The sequence below is a fragment of the Sorangium sp. So ce176 genome (assembly GCF_051519835.1).
Taxonomy (GTDB): domain Bacteria; phylum Myxococcota_A; class Polyangia; order Polyangiales; family Polyangiaceae; genus Sorangium; species Sorangium cellulosum_G.
Genome location: NZ_CP150371.1, coordinates 5,131,649 through 5,148,592, shown reverse-complemented (window position 1 = coordinate 5,148,592; position 16,944 = coordinate 5,131,649). Strand labels below are relative to the sequence as shown.

General features: G+C 71.6%; 14 protein-coding genes. 10 read left to right on the top strand and 4 right to left on the bottom strand.

Going from position 1 to position 16,944, the window contains the following annotated elements; translation table 11 throughout:
- Positions 1–119: 119 nt before the first annotated feature.
- The 6 genes from fabD (at position 120) to ribD (ending at position 5,238) form a co-directional block, all read left to right on the top strand.
- Positions 120–1,061, top strand: coding sequence for an ACP S-malonyltransferase (gene fabD, locus WMF42_RS19225; protein WP_437693434.1), 942 nt, complete (start codon positions 120–122; stop codon positions 1,059–1,061).
- 6 nt (positions 1,062–1,067) lie between these two features.
- Positions 1,068–1,814, top strand: coding sequence for a 3-oxoacyl-ACP reductase FabG (fabG, locus tag WMF42_RS19220; RefSeq protein ID WP_061612541.1), 747 nt, complete (start codon positions 1,068–1,070; stop codon positions 1,812–1,814).
- Between the two features lie 153 nt (positions 1,815–1,967).
- Positions 1,968–2,216 carry an acyl carrier protein gene (gene acpP / locus WMF42_RS19215; RefSeq protein WP_061612542.1) on the top strand — a complete coding sequence of 83 codons (249 nt, stop codon included), beginning with the start codon at positions 1,968–1,970 and terminating at the stop codon, positions 2,214–2,216.
- Positions 2,217–2,345: 129 nt separating this feature from the next.
- A complete protein-coding gene (fabF, locus tag WMF42_RS19210) occupies positions 2,346–3,590 on the top strand; it encodes a beta-ketoacyl-ACP synthase II (protein ID WP_061612543.1) in 1,245 nt (414 codons plus the stop codon).
- Between the two features lie 24 nt (positions 3,591–3,614).
- A complete protein-coding gene (gene nrdR / locus WMF42_RS19205) occupies positions 3,615–4,076 on the top strand; it encodes a transcriptional regulator NrdR (RefSeq protein WP_061612544.1) in 462 nt (153 codons plus the stop codon).
- A gap of 16 nt (positions 4,077–4,092) precedes the next feature.
- A complete protein-coding gene (gene ribD / locus WMF42_RS19200; RefSeq protein ID WP_061612545.1) occupies positions 4,093–5,238 on the top strand; it encodes a bifunctional diaminohydroxyphosphoribosylaminopyrimidine deaminase/5-amino-6-(5-phosphoribosylamino)uracil reductase RibD in 1,146 nt (381 codons plus the stop codon).
- 40 nt (positions 5,239–5,278) lie between these two features.
- On the opposite strand, the gene def is transcribed toward ribD, so the two are convergent.
- Together def and WMF42_RS19190 are read right to left on the bottom strand one after the other, a co-directional pair.
- On the bottom strand, positions 5,279–5,791 hold the full coding sequence (gene def, locus WMF42_RS19195; RefSeq protein WP_061612546.1) for a peptide deformylase: 513 nt from the start codon (positions 5,789–5,791) through the stop codon (positions 5,279–5,281).
- A gap of 51 nt (positions 5,792–5,842) precedes the next feature.
- A complete protein-coding gene (locus WMF42_RS19190; RefSeq protein ID WP_061612547.1) occupies positions 5,843–7,972 on the bottom strand; it encodes an ATPase, T2SS/T4P/T4SS family in 2,130 nt (709 codons plus the stop codon).
- Positions 7,973–8,714: 742 nt separating this feature from the next.
- On the opposite strand from WMF42_RS19190, the gene WMF42_RS19185 reads away from it, so the two are divergent.
- Positions 8,715–8,921 (top strand): cold-shock protein, encoded by a 207-nt coding sequence (locus WMF42_RS19185; RefSeq protein WP_012236438.1) that lies wholly within the window; start codon positions 8,715–8,717, stop codon positions 8,919–8,921.
- Between the two features lie 170 nt (positions 8,922–9,091).
- Here the strand turns inward: WMF42_RS19185 and WMF42_RS19180 are convergent, their stop codons facing one another.
- Positions 9,092–10,036 carry a metallophosphoesterase family protein gene (locus WMF42_RS19180; RefSeq protein ID WP_061612548.1) on the bottom strand — a complete coding sequence of 315 codons (945 nt, stop codon included), beginning with the start codon at positions 10,034–10,036 and terminating at the stop codon, positions 9,092–9,094.
- A gap of 94 nt (positions 10,037–10,130) precedes the next feature.
- Positions 10,131–11,081 (bottom strand): formylglycine-generating enzyme family protein, encoded by a 951-nt coding sequence (locus WMF42_RS19175; protein ID WP_061612549.1) that lies wholly within the window; start codon positions 11,079–11,081, stop codon positions 10,131–10,133.
- A gap of 210 nt (positions 11,082–11,291) precedes the next feature.
- On the opposite strand from WMF42_RS19175, the gene WMF42_RS19170 reads away from it, so the two are divergent.
- The 3 genes from WMF42_RS19170 to fxsT all read left to right on the top strand — a co-directional run bounded on the left by WMF42_RS19170 (position 11,292) and on the right by fxsT (position 16,926).
- The gene (locus WMF42_RS19170) at positions 11,292–12,806 is read left to right on the top strand and encodes an SIR2 family protein (protein ID WP_061612550.1); all 1,515 of its coding nucleotides are present in this window, start codon (positions 11,292–11,294) and stop codon (positions 12,804–12,806) included.
- Positions 12,807–12,832: 26 nt separating this feature from the next.
- Positions 12,833–13,909, top strand: coding sequence for an ATP/GTP-binding protein (locus WMF42_RS19165; protein ID WP_233562563.1), 1,077 nt, complete (start codon positions 12,833–12,835; stop codon positions 13,907–13,909).
- A gap of 146 nt (positions 13,910–14,055) precedes the next feature.
- The gene (fxsT, locus tag WMF42_RS19160; RefSeq protein ID WP_061612551.1) at positions 14,056–16,926 is read left to right on the top strand and encodes an FxSxx-COOH system tetratricopeptide repeat protein; all 2,871 of its coding nucleotides are present in this window, start codon (positions 14,056–14,058) and stop codon (positions 16,924–16,926) included.
- Positions 16,927–16,944: the final 18 nt, after the last annotated feature.

The window sequence follows — 16,944 nt, the reverse complement described above, 5'->3', positions numbered from 1 at the left end:
CACGGCGGCTGAGCTCGCCCGGCGATCTTGCATGAGCGGGGTTCGGCGGGCGCCGGCCTCGTGACGTGGCTCCGGGGACGGACGTCGTCCGCCTCCTCTGCTTGGACGTGAGGACAAACGTGAAAATCGCTTGGCTATTTCCAGGGCAAGGGGCGCAAGAGGTGGGGATGGGCAAGGCCCTCGCCGAGGTCTCGGCGGCGGCGCGCGGCGCGTTCGCGCGGGCTGACGCCGCGCTCGACGAGCCCATCTCGCGGCTCTGCTTCGAGGGGCCGATCGAAGAGCTGACGAAGACGAGCAACACCCAGCCCGCCATCGTCGCCACGAGCTGCGCCGTGGCCGCGGCGCTCATCGAGCACCTGCCCGACCTCGATCAGCCGCTCTACGCGGCCGGCCACTCGCTCGGCGAGTACAGCGCGCTGGTCGCCGCCGGCGCGCTCGAGATCGAGGAGGCCGTGCGGCTCTGCCGGATCCGCGGCAGCGCGATGCAGGAGGCCGTGCCGGCGGGCGAGGGGGCCATGGCGGCGCTCATCGGGCTCGATCAGGGCGTGGTGCTCGCGCTCTGCGCGGAGGCGGCGGAGGGCCAGGTGGTCGCGCCGGCGAACTACAACGGGCCGGGGCAGATCGTGATCGCCGGCCACAGCGGCGCGGTCGCGCGGGCGGGCGCGCTCGCCGTGGCCCGCGGCGGCAAGTCCATCCCGCTCAAGGTGAGCGCCCCCTTCCACTGCGCGCTGATGCGGCCCGCGGCGGAGCGCCTGCGCCCCGAGCTCGATCGCACGCAGCTCAGGTCGCTCGCCTTCCCTGTCATCGCGAACGTCGACGCCACGCCGAACTCCGATCCCGAGCGGGTGCGCTCTCTCCTCCTGCGCCAGATCGACGGGACCGTTCAGTGGATGCAGACGATCGAGCGCATGGCGGAGGACGGCGTCACGCACGCCCTCGAGATCGGCCCTGGCAAGGTGCTCGCCGGGCTGGTCAAGCGGATCACGAAGCAGATCAAGGTGCTCAGCGTGAGCGACATGGCGGGGATTGAGCGCGTGAGCGCGTTCCTTTCGGAGGCATAGGCATCGATGTTCGACCTAACGGGCAAAGTTGCGATCGTCACGGGCGGATCGCGGGGAATTGGGCGGGCTGCGTCCGAGGCGCTTGCGGCGCAGGGCGCGCACGTGATTGTCAACTACGTGCGCGGCGAGGCCGAGGCGCGCGCGGTCGTCGACGCGATCACCGCGCGCGGCGGCAAGGCCGAGGCGCTCGGCTTCGACGTCGCGAACCTGCAGGCGACCGAGGCCGCCATCGCCGAGGCGGCGAAGCGGCTCGGCCGGCTCGACATCCTCGTCGCGAACGCCGGGATCGCGATCGACGGCTTGCTCCTGCGGATCAAGGAAGAGGACCTCGACCGCCTCTTCGCCGTGAACGTGAAGGGCGCGATCGCGTGCGCCCGCGCCGCGACCAAGGTCATGATGCGCGCGCGCACGGGCCGCATTGTCTTCCTCTCCAGCGTCGTGGCGGAGATGGGCAACGTGGGCCAGACGGCGTATGCCGCGACCAAGGCGGCCCTGCTCGGCGTGACGAAGTCGCTCGCCCGCGAGTACGCGGGGCGCGGCATCACCGTCAACGCCGTGGCGCCCGGCTACATCGACACCGACATGACGACGACGATCAGCGCCGAGATGAAAGAGGGCCTGACCAAGATGGTCCCGCTCGGGCGGACGGGGCGAGCCGAGGAGGTCGCTGCGGCGATCGCATTCCTGTGCTCCGACGAGGCGAGCTACGTGACGGGCGAGACGCTCCGCGTCAACGGCGGAATGTACGTCTGAGCGCGACAGGCCGCCCACCTCGGCGGCCGCGCGTCTCGCTCGGAGGCAAGCGGCAAACGAGGCGCACACGAAAAAAGCGGCCGCTGGTAATTCGATGATGCAACGCTGAGGGCGATGGGCTACTAGGGGGTCCGTTTTCCCGGGAGGAATACCATGGCTGAAGGTCGCGACATCACGGCCGAAGTAAAGCGGATCATCAAGGAGCAGCTCGACGTCGAGGAGTCTCACATCAAGCCTGAAGCGTCGTTCATCGACGATCTGGGCGCCGATTCGCTGGGCCTGGTGGAGCTTGTCCTGGCGTTCGAAGAGGCGTTCGAGATCGACATTCCGGACGAGGACACGGAGAAGATCCGGACTGTCCAGGATGCGATCAACTACATCGAAGGGCACACCAAGAAGTAGCGTCCCCACCGCCCTACCGGACGCGGCGTCACCATGGAGGGTTGACGGCCACGTGGGTCAGCGAGGGGCCAGCCTCTTCGTCGAAGCACGTGTTCGCACCTCTGTGGTGGCGCTAGGGCAAAAAAAGCCATGGAACGCGTTGTCATCACCGGCATCGGGCTCGTCACGCCCAACGGCATCGGGACGCAGGCCACCTGGCAATCTTTGCTGGCTGGTCAATCCGGTATCGGACCCATCACGCTCTTCGACGCGAGCACCTTTCCGACCCGCTTCGCCGGCGAGGTGAAGGGCTTCGTTCCGGAGGAGTACATCCCCAAGAAGAAGGTGAAGGAGATGGGCCGCTTCGCCCAGCTCTCCATCGCCGCCTCGCAGATGTGCATGCAGGACGCGGGGATCGAGCTCACCGAAGAGGACCGCGATCAGTGCGGCACGTTCATCGGCGTCGGCCTGGGTGGCCTCGAGTACCTGTACCAGCACTCGATCACCCTGAACGAGAAGGGCCCCCACAAGGTCAGCCCCTACTTCATCCCGACGGTCATCGCCAACCTCGCCGCCGGCCAGGTGGCGATGGCGCTCAACCTGCGCGGCGCGAGCTACTGCAACACGAGCGCCTGCTCGTCGAGCGCGCACTCGCTCGGCGAGGCGTTCGAGTGGATCCGCCGGGGCCGCTCCCACATCATGCTCACGGGCGGCGCGGAGGCGACGATCACCGGCCTCGGCATCGGCGGTTTCTGCGCGATGTTCGCCCTCTCGCGGCGCAACGAGGAGCCGCAGCGGGCGAGCCGCCCCTGGGACAAGGAGCGAGACGGCTTCGTCTGCGCCGAGGGCGCCGGGTCGCTGCTGCTCGAGTCGCTCTCGCACGCGAAGAAGCGCGGCGCGAAGATCTACGCGGAGGTCGTCGGGTACGGCGCCTCGTGCGACGCGTACCACATCACCAAGCCCGCGCCTGACGGCGTCGGGGCCCAGCGCGCGATGAAGATGGCGCTCGAGGACGCGCGGCTCGCGCCGGACGCGATCGACTACATCAACGCGCACGGCACCTCGACGCCGCAGGGCGACATCGAGGAGACCCGGGCGATCCTCAAGACCTTCGGCGATCACGCGGCGTCGAAGCGCCTCTGGGTGAGCTCCACCAAGTCGGCGATGGGCCACCTGCTCGGCGGCGCCGGCGGCGTCGAGGCGGCGGTCTGCGCGCTCGCGCTGCGCGACGGCAAGGTGCCGCCGACGCTCAACCTGGACGATCCCGATCCCGAGTGCACGCTGGACTACGTGCCGTTCACCTCGCGCGAGCGACGCCTGAAGCACGTCATGTCGAACTCCTTCGGCTTCGGCGGGACGAACGTCTCGCTCGTGTTCTCCCAGTTCGAAGGCTGACCGCGCGCGGCGCTGGATGGCTCGATGAAGTGCCCATTTTGCGGCCACCTCGAGGACCGGGTCATCGACTCCCGCGCCGGCGGCGCGGGCGAGGTGATCCGCAGGCGGCGCGAGTGCGCCTCGTGCGAGCGAAGGTTCACGACGTACGAGCGCGTCGAGGACATCCTGCCGACCGTCGTCAAGAAGGACGGCCGGCGCGAGCCGTTCGATCGCCAGAAGCTCGTGCGGGGGCTCCGGATCGCCTGCAACAAGCGGCCCGTGTCCACCGACCAGATCGAGGCGATCGCCGACGCGATCGAGCGCGAGGCGCAGGAGTCCGAGCGGAGGGAGATCTCGTCGACCGAGCTCGGCGAGCGCGTGATGAACCACCTGCGCACTCTTGATGAGGTCGCCTATGTCCGCTTCGCAAGCGTCTATCGCTCCTTTCGGGACATCGACCAGTTCATGGTCGAGCTTGGCAAGCTTGTGAAGGCCAAGGCGCCCTAGTAGATCCGGCACTTCGATGCCTGCGAAGCTCCCCAGCCCCGAACCCGAGTTCGACGCCGCGATGATGCGCCTCGCCATCGAGGAGGCGCACAAGGCGATGCCGTCGCCGAATCCCCCGGTCGGCGCGGTGGTGGTGAACACGGCGGGGGAGGTCGTCGCCGTCGCGCACCACGCGCGCGCCGGCGAGGAGCACGCGGAGGGGCTGGCCCTCGCGGCCGCCGGAGACGCGGCGCGCGGCGGCACGCTCTACGTGACGCTCGAGCCCTGCAACCACGAGGGGCGCACCCCGCCGTGCGTGGACGCGGTGCTGAGCGCCGGCATCAAGCGGGTCGTCGTCGGCGTGCCCGACCCGAACCCGGCGGTGGTCGGCGGCGGGGCGCAGCGGCTCAGCGACGCCGGGCTCGCCGTCGAGATCGGCGTGGCCGGCGCCGAGGCCCGCGCGCTGATCGCGCCCTGGACCAAGTTCATCACGACGGGAATCCCCCACATCGCCCTCAAGCTCGCTCTGTCGCTCGACGGCCGCATCGCGACCCGCACCGGGGCGTCGAAGTGGGTCACCGGCCCGGAGGCGCGCGCGAAGGTGCAGGAGCTGCGCTCGCGGCACGACGCGGTGGCGATCGGCATCGGGACCGCGCTCGCCGACGACCCCCGGCTCACGCTGCGCGAGCCCGGGCTCGCGCCGGGGGGGAAGAGCCCCATCCGGCTCGTCTTCGACACGAGGCTCCGGCTGCCGCTCCACACGCGCCTGGCGCAGACGGCGCGGGAGGTGCCGACCTGGGTGCTCACGGGCGCCGACGCGCCCGAGGCGGCCGAGCAGGTGCTCGTCGATGCCGGCTGCGTCGTCCTGCGCGCGCCGACCTCCGCCGAGGGCCGGGTCGACGTGACCGCCGCGATGCGCCTCTGCGCCTCGCAGGGGATCGTCTCCATCCTCGTGGAGGGCGGCGCCGAGCTCGCCGGCAGCCTGCTCGCGTCGCGCCTGCCGGACGAGCTGCACGCCTTCGTCGCCCCCATCCTGCTCGGCCCGCGCGGGCGGCCGGGCGCTGTCGACTGGGCCGGCCCGGATACGCCGGGGGACGCGCCCCGGATCGTCGATCCGCGCTGGGAGCTCTGCGGCCGCGACGCGTACGTCAGCGGCCCGCTCGCCTTCCCCGCGCGGAGCTGAGCGGCCCGCCCCGCGCGGAGCGGGCCGGGGCCCGCGCGGCTCAGCTCGCCGCTTCGGCGCCGCGCTTCTGCATCTTCCGCTGGACGATACGCTTCTTGAGCGTGCCCATCCGGTCGATCATCAGCACGCCGTCGAGGTGATCGAGCTCGTGCTGGATGGCCACGGCGAGCAGGCCGTCGGCCGCGATCTCGAATACCGCGCCGTCTCGCCCGCGGGCACGGACGCGGACGCGCTCGGCGCGCTTGATGTCCTCGCTGATGCCGGGGAACGACAGGCACCCTTCGGGGCCGGTCTGCTGCCCCTCCTGGCGCACGATCTCCGGGTTGATGAAGACGAGGAGGTTGCTCGGCTCGTTGTCGGCGGCGACGTCAACGAGGAAGATGCGGTGTGGCTCCCCGATCTGCGTGGCCGCCAGGCCGACGCCGGGCGCGGCGTACATGGTCTCGGCCATGTCGTCGATAAGCTTCACGATCTCGGGGGTGACGTCCCCGACCGGCTGCGCCTTCTGTCGCAGGCGCGGATCGGGATAGTGGAGGATGGTGCGGATGGCCATGGCTGCTCAACAGCATAACCTCCGTTTCAAGCGGGCGCCCGTCAAGACGAACTACCGGTTCCTCCGGAACGAGGTCGACGTGTCGACGGTGACCCCGCGGGACTGAAGATCTTCCACGATGTCCGGCACCAGCCCGGAAGGGTGGAACGTCCCCTCTAGCGCGCCGCCGGCGGCCGTCCGCTCGACCACGAACGTGAAGACGTCGCGAATCGCGATCTGCCCGTTTTCGATGGCGAGCTCCGCGATGCGGAGCACCCGGTGGCGGCCGTCGCGGAGCAGCGCGATCTCGATCGCGAGGTCGAACGACGACGCGAGCCACTCGCGCGCCGTCTCCGGCGCGATCCCCGGGCGGGTCGCGGCGATGTCGGCGGGGAGGCGCGTCACGGCCTGCCGCAGCGTCGGCGCGCGCGCGGCGGCGAGCACGCCGTCCATGCCGCAGCCGATGGCGTCCACGAGCTCGGCCGCGACGTGGCCCGAGAACGAGCTCACAACGAGCCGCTCCGGCCGGATGCGCGCGGCCGACTGCACCGCCCGCGTCCGCTCGGCCGCCGTGCTGCCGAGCGCGATCGACAGCGTGTTGGGCTGATCGAGCGCGATCTCGTCCTCGTCCTGGAGCACGACGAACCGGTCGTCGGGCTGCGCCGCGGCAGCGAGCGCGCCGAGCAGCCAGCTCGTCCCCGCGTCGCGCGTCCCCGTGACGAGGAGGTTGCCGCGCCCGAGCACGCACTGGGAGAGCAGCCCGGCCATGGCGCGCGAGATCGTCCCGTTGCGCACCAGGTCTTCCAGCGTGACGTCGGGGCGCTGCGGCTTCCGGATCACCAGCGTGGCGGTCGCGGCCGGCGGGAGCACGGCGAAGAGCCGCCGCCCCTTCGGCAGGATCCGCTCGACGAACCGCGCGCCCTCCTCGAGCGGCTGCCCGGCCATCCAGCACAGCCGGCGGATGAGCCGCTCGACCGCGCGCTCGCTGCTGAACCCGACCTCTGCGATGACGCGCCGGCGCCCGTGCATCGCGATCACGAGGTCGTGGCGGAACACCTGGACCTCGCTCACCTCGGCGTCCTCGAGCAGGCGATCGAGCGGGCCCAGCGTGAGCAGCTCCCGCTGCGCGTCGGCGATGAGCGCCTCGGCGTCGACCTCGGGGTGGAGCTCGCCCGCCGCGCGCGTCGCCTCCGCGCTCTCGGCGACGGCGCGCTCGAGCCGCTGGGCGAGCGCTGCGTCCGGCGGCGCCCCGCCGTCGAGCGGCGTGAGGTCGACAGCGTCGGCGAGCCGATCCATGAGGCGACCGAGCGCCCTGCGGTGCGCCACCGCCTGCGTCGAGTCGCCCTGGCCGCGGTCGACCCGGTCCGAGACGGGCGGGATGGCGCGCCGGCTGGGGATGGGGACCACGCTCGGGTGGACGGCGACGCTCGCGGCGCCCGGCGGCGGCACCGCGATGGTGTTCGCGGCGCCCTGTCCCGGCAGCGGCGTCGCTGTCGGCGACGGGCGCGCCATCTGCGCGGTCGGGCTGCCGGGATAGATGCCGCGGCCGTCGCGCGCCATCGAGGCGTTGGGCATCGCCGGCGGGACCGGCAGCGGCGGCACGGACGCGCCGCCCGGCGAACCCGGCCCGATGGGCGGGCGGGGCGAGGGGATGCGCGGCGGACCGGGGACGGGCGCGGCCGCATCGACGGACTCGTCCGGATCGTTCTCGAGCGGGAAGTGGCTGATCACGCCCTGGCCGGTGCGCGACGGCTCGCCCTTCTCGTTGATCAGCGGCAGCGGCGCCGATCGGTGCAGCCCCTTCTCGGCGGACGGCGGCGCGCGATCGGGCAGGTGCGCCGGATCGCCGGGGCCCATCTCCTCCGGCACGCGCGCCGGAGGCGCCGTGCTGTCCGGAGGCGCCGTGCCCGCGGCGGCCGTCTCGATCCTCAGCACGAAGTCGCCGATGTAGATCTTGTCGCCCTCGCGGACGATCGTCGCCTGCGCGATCTTCCGGCCGTTGACGTACGTGCCGTTCGTGCTCTTGAGATCGGTGACGATGAAGCGCCCGTCGCGGAAGAGGAGCCGGGCGTGCCGCTTCGACACGTTGCCCTTCGGCAGCATCAGGTCGTTGCCCTGCACACGACCGACGTTGATCTCTGTCCGGTCGAAGGTTTCGCGGCGCTCCGCGCCCCCTTTCTCGCTGATGATCACCGAGAACATCTCGTCGCCTCGCGGGGCCAGGGCGGAGGTGAGACCCGATGCCCTCGCCACGCCATACGAGCAAGCTCGAACAGACATGTCAACGAGATGCCTGCGATTCCTGCCGCCGGGCGCCGAGCGGGCGGAGCCGAGGCCCGCGCCGGCCGCGCGCGACGGGGCGTCGCGGTCGCGCGCGCGGGCCTCGGCCAGGGGAGCCTTTCGGGGCGGGCGCGACGTCGTCCCGCGTCCGGAGCGCGATGGCCGCTGCGCGACGTGGCAAGACCACGACGGAGAGGGCGACGCCATGCACGGCCGACGCACAAGACTCTTCGATAAGAGCGCAAATCTTGAAGGCCGCGCGAATTGTGCTTCGCGGCGAGCCCGTCATCGATGGTGCTCGCGTGCTCGCTGTCAGGAGTTGCTGTACGGCGGAGCATTCGCGTCAGGAGCTGCTGCAAGGCGGGACTGCCGGTGAGGCGGCAACTGCCTCGCGCGCGCTCGGATCGAGCCATCATCGCTTGACCTTGGCGCGTCGAGCCGTTTACGTTGGCGCCCGCTCGGACCGGGGAGAATCGTCGAAGTTACCGCGCACGCACAGAAACCAGCGTCTGGGCAGCCGCCCTGCGCAAGTTAATTCGTCCTCAGAGGGGGGTTTGCTGGATCCAGCCAAGCCCGCATCGGAATCAGGGACCGCAGCCGCGGTCTACTCCCGACTCCCAGCCTGCGCGCCTCGGGTATCGACGAGCTCTGAAGTGGAGGAAATATGGCAGTTGGCAAGGTAAAGTGGTTCAACGATGAGAAGGGTTGGGGCTTCATCAAGCAGGAGACTGGCCCCGATGTCTTCGTTCACTATTCGCAGATCAACGGGGAGGGTCGCCGCCGTCTGTTCGAGGACGAGACCGTTGAATTTGAGATCAAAGAAGGTCCCAAAGGTCTCCAGGCGGTCAACGTGATCCGCGCCACCGCCTGATTCGCCTCCTGACCAGCGCCCCACCGGACTGCCCGCGCAGCGCTCCGCTGCGCTCGATCCACCTTACCTCCGAGCCCGATCATCGCGCGCCCGCAAGGCGGGTTTCTGCGCGTGGCGGATGATCTGCGCGCCGCTCCGGTGGGGCGCTCGGCAGAGCGCCCCAGGCGCGCTCATCGCTGCGGGACCGGGACCTCGCGAAACGCCTCTTGACCCGGGACGAAGCGGTGGGAGCTGATGCCCCTGATCGCCCCTGCGTCGTCGACCTCGTAGACGTTGAACCCGGCCATCCGCTCGTCGCTGTCGTGGAGGAGCGAGGCGCTGGCGGCGCCCACGGCGTCGATGTGACCCCGCTCGGTGTGCAGCTTGCGGTGGATGCGCCGGTGCAGGTGCCCGTGCAGCAACAGGCCGCGGCTGACCTGCCGGAGCAGCCGCCCCTCCGCCGCCGCGTCCCCCAGGCCTTCCAGCAGCGTCTTCGCCCGGCTCGCCGGGTTGTGGAACGGGTGGTGCTGAAGCACGACCGGCGTTCGCCGCCGCACCTCCGGGTGCGCGAGCACGCGCTCCAGCGCGCGAAGCTGGACGGCGCCGATCCGCCCCGAGGCCACCAGCGGAGGACGGGGCCACGCGGTCGAGAGGCCGATGATCGCCACGGGCCCGCGCAGGTGCACGAAGGGGAACACCGAGCCTCCGTCATCGCGGGCGGACCCGCTTCCGTCGTTCTTCCCCGGCGGATCGAGGGGGAGATCGGAGCGCAGGTACGGCGCGAAGTACTGCGAAAACCGCTGCGAGCGGTGCGCCCCCTTCGTGTACGCGTCGTGGTTCCCCGGGACGATGCTCACCTGCTCGGGAGGAAGCCCGAGCTCGCCCTGCAAGAAGTTGCGGACGAGGACGAACTCCCGCTCGAGCGCGAGGTTCGAGACGTCGCCCGTGATGACGACGTGGTCCACGCCGAGCCGCCGGATCTCCTTCGCCGCCGCGTGCACCGCGTGCGGTTTGTGGATGGCGCGGCGCCGGAAGCGAAGGTTGATGTAGCCCGTGAGCCGCTTGTTCAGGAGCCGGAACGGGATGGCCCCCTCGAGGGACAGGAGGTGCAGGTCAGAGAGGTGCGCGATCCTCACGGGCGCCAGTATGGGCCCTTCCCGCGCCCCGGCCAACCGCCGTGCGGGCTCATCGCGTGACGCGATCCTCCGCGCGCGTCGGCCACGCCTCGGCTCAGGCGTCGCGCGCGCACCGGAAGCCGCGCCACGCGCGGCGGCTGGTCGGCAGATCGTGCCCCCGCGCCGCGCCGCGCAGCCAGGGTCGACCCTGGATGTAGCTGCCGCCCCGCAGCACGCGCTCCTCCCCCATGTCGGGACCCCGCGGGTCCTTCGCGCTGCCGGCTGGATACTCGGGATGGTAGTAATCCGCGACCCACTCCTCGACGTTGCCGGAGAGATCGTCGATGCCGTCGGGGGTCCGCCCGGCGACGAGCGCGCCCACGGGAGCGAGCTCGAGGAAGCCGTCGCCGTCGTCGAGCTCGTCGAACGCCAGCCGACCGTGGTTCGCATGGAAGGGGTTGTAGACGTGGCCCCAGGGATAGCGACGCCCGGCGACGCCGCGCGCGGCCCGCTCCCATTCGGCCTCGGTCGGAAGGCGACCGCCAGCCCAGGCGCAGTAGCGCTGCGCGTCGCTCCACGAGACGAGCACCACCGGGTACTCCGGTCGATCGAAGCGCCGCCCGCCGGAGGCGTAGGGCGGCTCGGTGCAGAGTCCGGCCGAGACGCACCGGCGGTAGCTGGCGACGGTCACCTCGGTGCGGTCGATCCAGAAGTCCGACAGGTACACCTCGTGCGGCACGAGCTCGTTCGCGAAGCTCGTCTCGGTCTCCTCGACGCACAGCTCTCCGGCCGGCTCGAGCTTGCAGAGCGTCACCGCGTGCGCGATCTCGACCTCGCTCGAGCCCATCGTGAAGCTGCCCGCGCGCACGAGGACGGCAGGAGGGCCGGGCGCGCGCAGCGCGACGACGCTCGCGTGGCCGCCGGCGCCCGCCGAGAGCGCGGCCTCCGAGGCCGCCGGGAGGCGCGGGGCGCGCCGCGCGCGGGGAGGAGGCGCTGCCACGCCGACCATGGAGACCGCGAAAAGCGAGGCCAGCGCGGCCAGCGTGAGGAGGGCCGCCGGACGCATGTCGGAGGCGTAGCATGGTCCAGGCTCGCAGACTGTTTCCGCCTCTTCCGAGCTCGTCGAGGCGCCGGAGGGCAGTCGTCTGGGACGTCGTGGGCGCGGGGGCCGGCCGCCGGACGCTCGATCTGGCGTCGCGCGCCGCGCGTGGAGGCGACGCGCGACGCGCCGCAAAAGTGCGCCGGGCGCCGAGGAGCGATAGACTCGAGGGGCTCCATGTCAACCCTGATGGACAACGCGAACACGACGAGCGCGGAGGTCGACGCCGCGGTGATCGAAGAGCTCCGCGAGGCGTTCGAGAGCGGAGAGCTCGTGCTCTTCGTGGGGGGAGGCATCTCGGCCGCGGCCGGGCTGCCGACGTGGCGCCAGCTCGTCGACCTGCTCGTGGAGCGGGTGCGCGAGCAGGTCGGCGACGACGTCGTGACCGCCGAGGTCGCGTCGCTCGCGCGATCGCAGCGCTACAGCGAGGCGCTCGCCGCGGCGGAGCACGCGCTCGGCGCGGCGGAGTTCAACGCCTTCGTCGAGGATGCGCTGGACGACGAGGGGCTCGATCCGCCGCGCATCGCGCTCGCGATCGCCGCGCTGCGCGGCAAGCTGCGCGCGGTGCTCACGACGAACCTCAACCACCTGCTCGAGCGCGCCTTCGGCCGCGAGTGCGGGTGGGAGACCATGTGGCGCGTCACCGACGACGTCGCGTGGCGCCGGCGCTTCATCCTCAAGCTGCACGGCACGCTGAAGGAGCCGGGGAGCTGGGTGTTCGCGCGCGAGCGCTTCCTCGCGTCGATCGCGGCCCCCGACGTGCGCAGGTCGCTCACGGCCGTGCTCTCGAACTGCCCCGTGCTCTTCATCGGCTTCGGGCGCGCTGACGGCAACTTCGACGAGATGCTGTCGGACATCCACGCGCTCTCCGGCAGCTCGCCGCCGCCCCGCTTCGTCATCGTCCCGAGCGCGAGCCTGACGCCCTACCGCCGCACGATGCTCGTGGACCTGGGGTTCCTGCTCCTGCCCTACGAGACGCCCGACGGCAGCCACGACAGGGTCCTCGAGATCCTCGAGCGCATGAGCGAGCCCCGCGCGCGCGCGGCGACGGCGTCGCGCCCGTCGCGCTCGATCCTGCCGCCCCCGATCCCCGACCTGGAGCTGCCGCCGTCGTCGTCGCCGCTCGGCTTCCCGGCCTACGAGCTCCCGCCCGACTCGGCCGGCCACGACGACACGGTCACGATGCCGGGGGCGCTCGGCGCGCCGCGGCGCGATCGCGCGTCCGAGCCGCCGACGAGCCCGATCGAGGTGTTCTTCTCGTACTCCGAGAGCAACCGCGAGCTGCGCGACAAGCTCGAGACGCACCTCGCCATCCTCAAGCGCAAGGGCGTCATCCGCGGCTGGCACGACGGCGAGATCGGCGCCGGCGAGGAGCGCGACAGGGCGCTCGCCGATCACCTCGAGGCAGCGAAGGTCGTCCTCCTGCTCATCAGCGCGGATTTCCTCGCGTCGGACTTCTGTTACGACGTCGAGATGCAGAAGGCGATCGAGCGCCACGAGCGGGGTGAGGCGCGCGTCATCCCCGTCATCCTCGACGCCTGCGACTGGGAGGGCGCTCCGTTCGGCAGGCTGGCGAGCCTGCCGCGCGGCGGGCGCCCCGTGACGAGCTGGGTCAACCAGAGCGAGGCCTTCACCGACATCGCCAAGGGCATCCGAAAGCAGGTCGAGCAGCTCACCCAAAACCCCCCGTAGGCTCACCGACGCCCGGCGCCCAGCCGGTGAGCCAATCCGAGGTGCCACCGCCGCCCGGGATCTTCAGCGTCCCGGCGTGGAGCAGCCGAAACCTGGCTGCGCGCGAGGATCTGCTCGCCGAGATCGGCGCCACGCTCGCGAAGCGCGGCGTCGCGCCGCTCTGCGGGATCGGCGGCACCGGCAAGACCAAGCTGGCGATCGAGTACGCGTACCGCAACGCCGGCGCCTACGACATCGTCTTCATGATCGACGGCCAGAGCCCCGCGACGATGGACGCCGCGTTCGTCGCGCTCGCCGCCGAGATGCGGCTGCCCGATCACGAGCTCCTGGAGCCGGCCCGCGCCGTCGCTGCGGCGCGCAGCAGGCTCGGCCGCCGCGGACGCTGGCTCCTCCTGTTCGACGGCGTGCGCGATCCGCTCGAGGTCGAGCCCTACCTCCCGAGCGTGTCGCACGGCGGCCACGTGATCGCGACGTCGCAGAACCCGATCTGGCGCGGGCTCACGACGGTGAACGTCCGCGGCATCGAGCGCGCCGAGTCGGTGAGCTTCTTGCTCCGGCGCACGGGCGAGACCGACGCGGAGGCGGCCGACGCGCTCGCGGAAGAGCTCGGCGATCTGCCGCTCGCGCTGGCGCAGGCCGGCGCGTACATCGAGGAGACGGGGCGCCCGCTCGCGGAGTACCTCGCGCTGTTCCGCCAGCGCCCGGCCGCGCTCCTGGAGCGGCCGGTCAGCTTCCCGGTGACGGTGGCGACCGCGTGGGAGAGCGCGCTCGCCGCCGTGTTCAGCCACCAGGCCGCGGCGGAGCTCCTCAGCCTGTGCTCGTTCCTGCCGATGGACGCGATCCCGCGGCGGGCGCTGAGCGAGTACGACCCGCTCGCGCTCGACGACGCGATCGCTGTGCTGCGGCTGCACTCGCTGATCGAGGTGCGGCTGCAGACGCTCAGCGTCCACCGCCTCGTGAAGATCGTGGTCCGCAACCAGCTACGAAGGGACGACCGTCGGCAATGGATGGAGGCGGCGCGCCGCATCGTCCAGGCTTCCGGCAGGTTCTTCCCCAGCGCGGAAGAAGAACGCGAAGGTAGGACGGAGCCGGATTCGGGGTAGGGCACACCCCCGGAAGAAGATGGAGGTTCGACCCACATGTATCCGCCGAGAGCGTCATATACCGTCTCTTCCTGGGTCTTTCCCGACCGCGTATTCTCGTTGCGCTTCAGGTCCGTCGTGAGACCTTAAGGCCCGCGAGAGGAACTATGGTTGCCTTGGCGACGAGCCCCGCCGACGTGTTCTTCTCCTACTCCCCGAGGGACGAGGACCTACGGCCCAAGCTCGAGACCCACCTCGACGCGCTCAAGCGGCAAGGGGTCATCCGGACGTATCAAGGCTTCGCGCTCGGCGGAGGGAAGGAGCGGCGCGAGGTGATCGCCGCGCGGCTGCGCGAGGCCCGGGTTGTGTTGCTGCTCGTGAGCGCGGATTTCCTCTCCGCCGATGGGTGGCTCACGCCGGAGATCCGGGACGCGATCGCCCGGCACGACGCGGGCGAGTGCCGGGTCATCCCCGTCATCCTGCGCCCCTGCGCCTGGGAGAAGACGCTGCTCGGCAGGCTGCAGCCGCTCCCGAACCGCGCGCGGCCGGTGACGAGCTACCCCAACCAGAGCGAGGCGTTCACCGAGATCGCGAAGGGGATCCGGGGCGCCGTCCGCGAGACGGAGCCGCCGACGCTGAGGCCGGTCGCTCGGCGGCCGTCGAGCTCGCCCGACGCGGAGCCGCACATCAAGAAGCTGCCGCCGCGCAACCCGAGCTTCACCGGGCGCGACCGGCTCCTCGACGCGCTGCGGAGCGCGCTCACCACGGGAGGACCGGCGGCGCTCACGCAGGCGATCAGCGGCCTCGGCGGCATCGGCAAGACGCAGCTCGCCGCGGAGTACGCGCACCGGTACGCGAGCCAGTACAACGTCGTCTGGTGGGTCCGCGCCGAGGAGCCGGCGACGGCGGCCGAGGACTTCGCCCGCCTCGCCGCGGCGCTCGACCTGCCGGAGCAGAACGAGGCCGACCAGCGGATCGCGATCGAGGCGGTCCGCTCCTGGCTGTCGCGCAACGACAGGTGGCTGCTCGTCTTCGACAACGTCAACGACCCGAAGGACGTGGCGCCGTACCTCCCGCACCCGCGCACAGGCCACATCCTGATCACCTCGCGCAACCCGAGCTTCCGCGGCATCGCCACGCCGCTCACCGTGCCGGCGCTCGATCGCGCCGAATCGGTGAAGTTCCTGCTCGGCCGGACCGGGCAGAGCGACGAGCGGGCCGCGGAGAGGCTCGCCGAGACGCTCGGCGATCTGCCGCTCGCGCTGGTACAGGCGGCCGCGACCATCAAGGAGACGCGGTCGTCGATCGCGACGTACCACGCTGTCTTCGGCGACCACCAGCGCGAGCTGTTGCTCCGCGGCGTGCCGATGGACTACCCGACGCCGGTCGCCACCACGTGGGGCCTCGCGTTCCAGGAGGCGCAGCGCTTCTCGCCCGTCGCCGTCGATCTCCTCAGCCTGTGCGCGTTCCTCGCGCCCGACGACATCCCGCGCGAGGGCCTCGCGGACGCCGCGCCGCACCTGCCGCCCGCGCTCGCGGAGGCGCTGAGCGATCCGCTGATGCTCGACGAGGCCGTCGCCGCGCTCCGTCGCTACTCGTTCATCGACGTCCACGAGGGCGCGCTCTCGGTGCACCGGCTCGTCCAGGCGGTGGTCCGCGATCGCCTCGCGCCCGAGGACCGGCGGATGTGGGCCGAGGCGGCGGTGCGCCTCGTGGACCACGCGTTCCCCGAGAGCAGCGACGACGTGGAGACGTGGCCGTTCTGCGCCCGCTGGCTGCCGCACGCGCTCGCCGCGGCGAGCCAGGCCGAGGTCCACGACGTCGCGAAGGAGGTGCGCGGCCGGCTGCTCGCCAGGTTCGCGGTCTACCTGCAGGGGCGAGCGGCGTACGCGGAGGCGAAGGGATACCTGGAGCGGGCCCTCGCGCTGCACGAGGCGGTGTTCGGCCCCGACGAACCGAAGGTCGCGGCCGTGCTGCGCAGCCTCGGCAGCGTCCTCCACGACCTCGGCGATCTCGGCGGCGCGCGTGCCCACCTGGAGCGCGCGCTGGCGATCGACATCGCGAGCGTTGGCCCCGATCACCCCGACGTCGCGCGCGACGTGAACGACCTCGGCAGCGTGCTCATGGATCAGGGCGACCTGCCCGGCGCGCGCAAGCACCTGGAGCGCGCCCTCGCCATCGACGAGGCGACGTACGGCCCCGACGACCCGAGCGTCGCGATACGGCTCAACAACCTGGGCGCGCTCTTCCGCGATCTCGGCGACTTCGCGGGCGCGCGCGTGCACCTGGAGCGCGCGCTCGCGATCGACATCCGCGCCTACGGGCCGGACCACCCGACGGTCGCGATCGGCCGCACGAACCTCGGACGGCTGCTCCATGATCTCGGCGACCTGAGGGGCGCGCGCGAGCAGTTCGAGGAGGCGCTCAAGATCGATGAGCACAGCTACGGCTGCTACCACCCGCGCTTCGCGCTGGCGCTGAACAACCGCGGGCGCGTGCTGCGCGATCTCGGCGACCTGGCCGGGGCGCGCGCCGACTTCGAGCGCGCGCTCGCGATCGTCGAGGACACGTACGGCCCGGATCACCCGGACGTCGCGCGGGACATCAACAACCTCGGCAGCGTGCTGCGCGATCTCGGCGACCTCGAGGGCGCGCGGGCGAACTTCGCGCGCGTGCTGAAGATCGCCGAGGCGACCTACGGCCCGGATCACCCCGCGGTGGCGATCGGCTGCAACAACCTCGGCAGCGTGCTGCAGGCGCTCGGCGAGCTGCCCGGCGCGCGCGAGCAGCTCGAGCGGGCGCTCGGCATCGCGCAGGCCACCTACGGCCCGGATCACCCGGTCGTGGCGAGCATCGTGAACAACCTCGGCCGCGTGCTGCAGGCGCTCGGCGATTTATCGGGCGCGTGGCAGCAGATCGAGCGCGCCGTGGCGATCGCCACGAAGGCGCTCGGGCCGACGCACCCGTCCGTGCAGATCTTCTCGCGGAACCTGGCGCGCCTCGGCGACGCGCTCGGCGGCGGCGCCGAGGCGACCTGAGCGTCCGCGCCTCGAGCG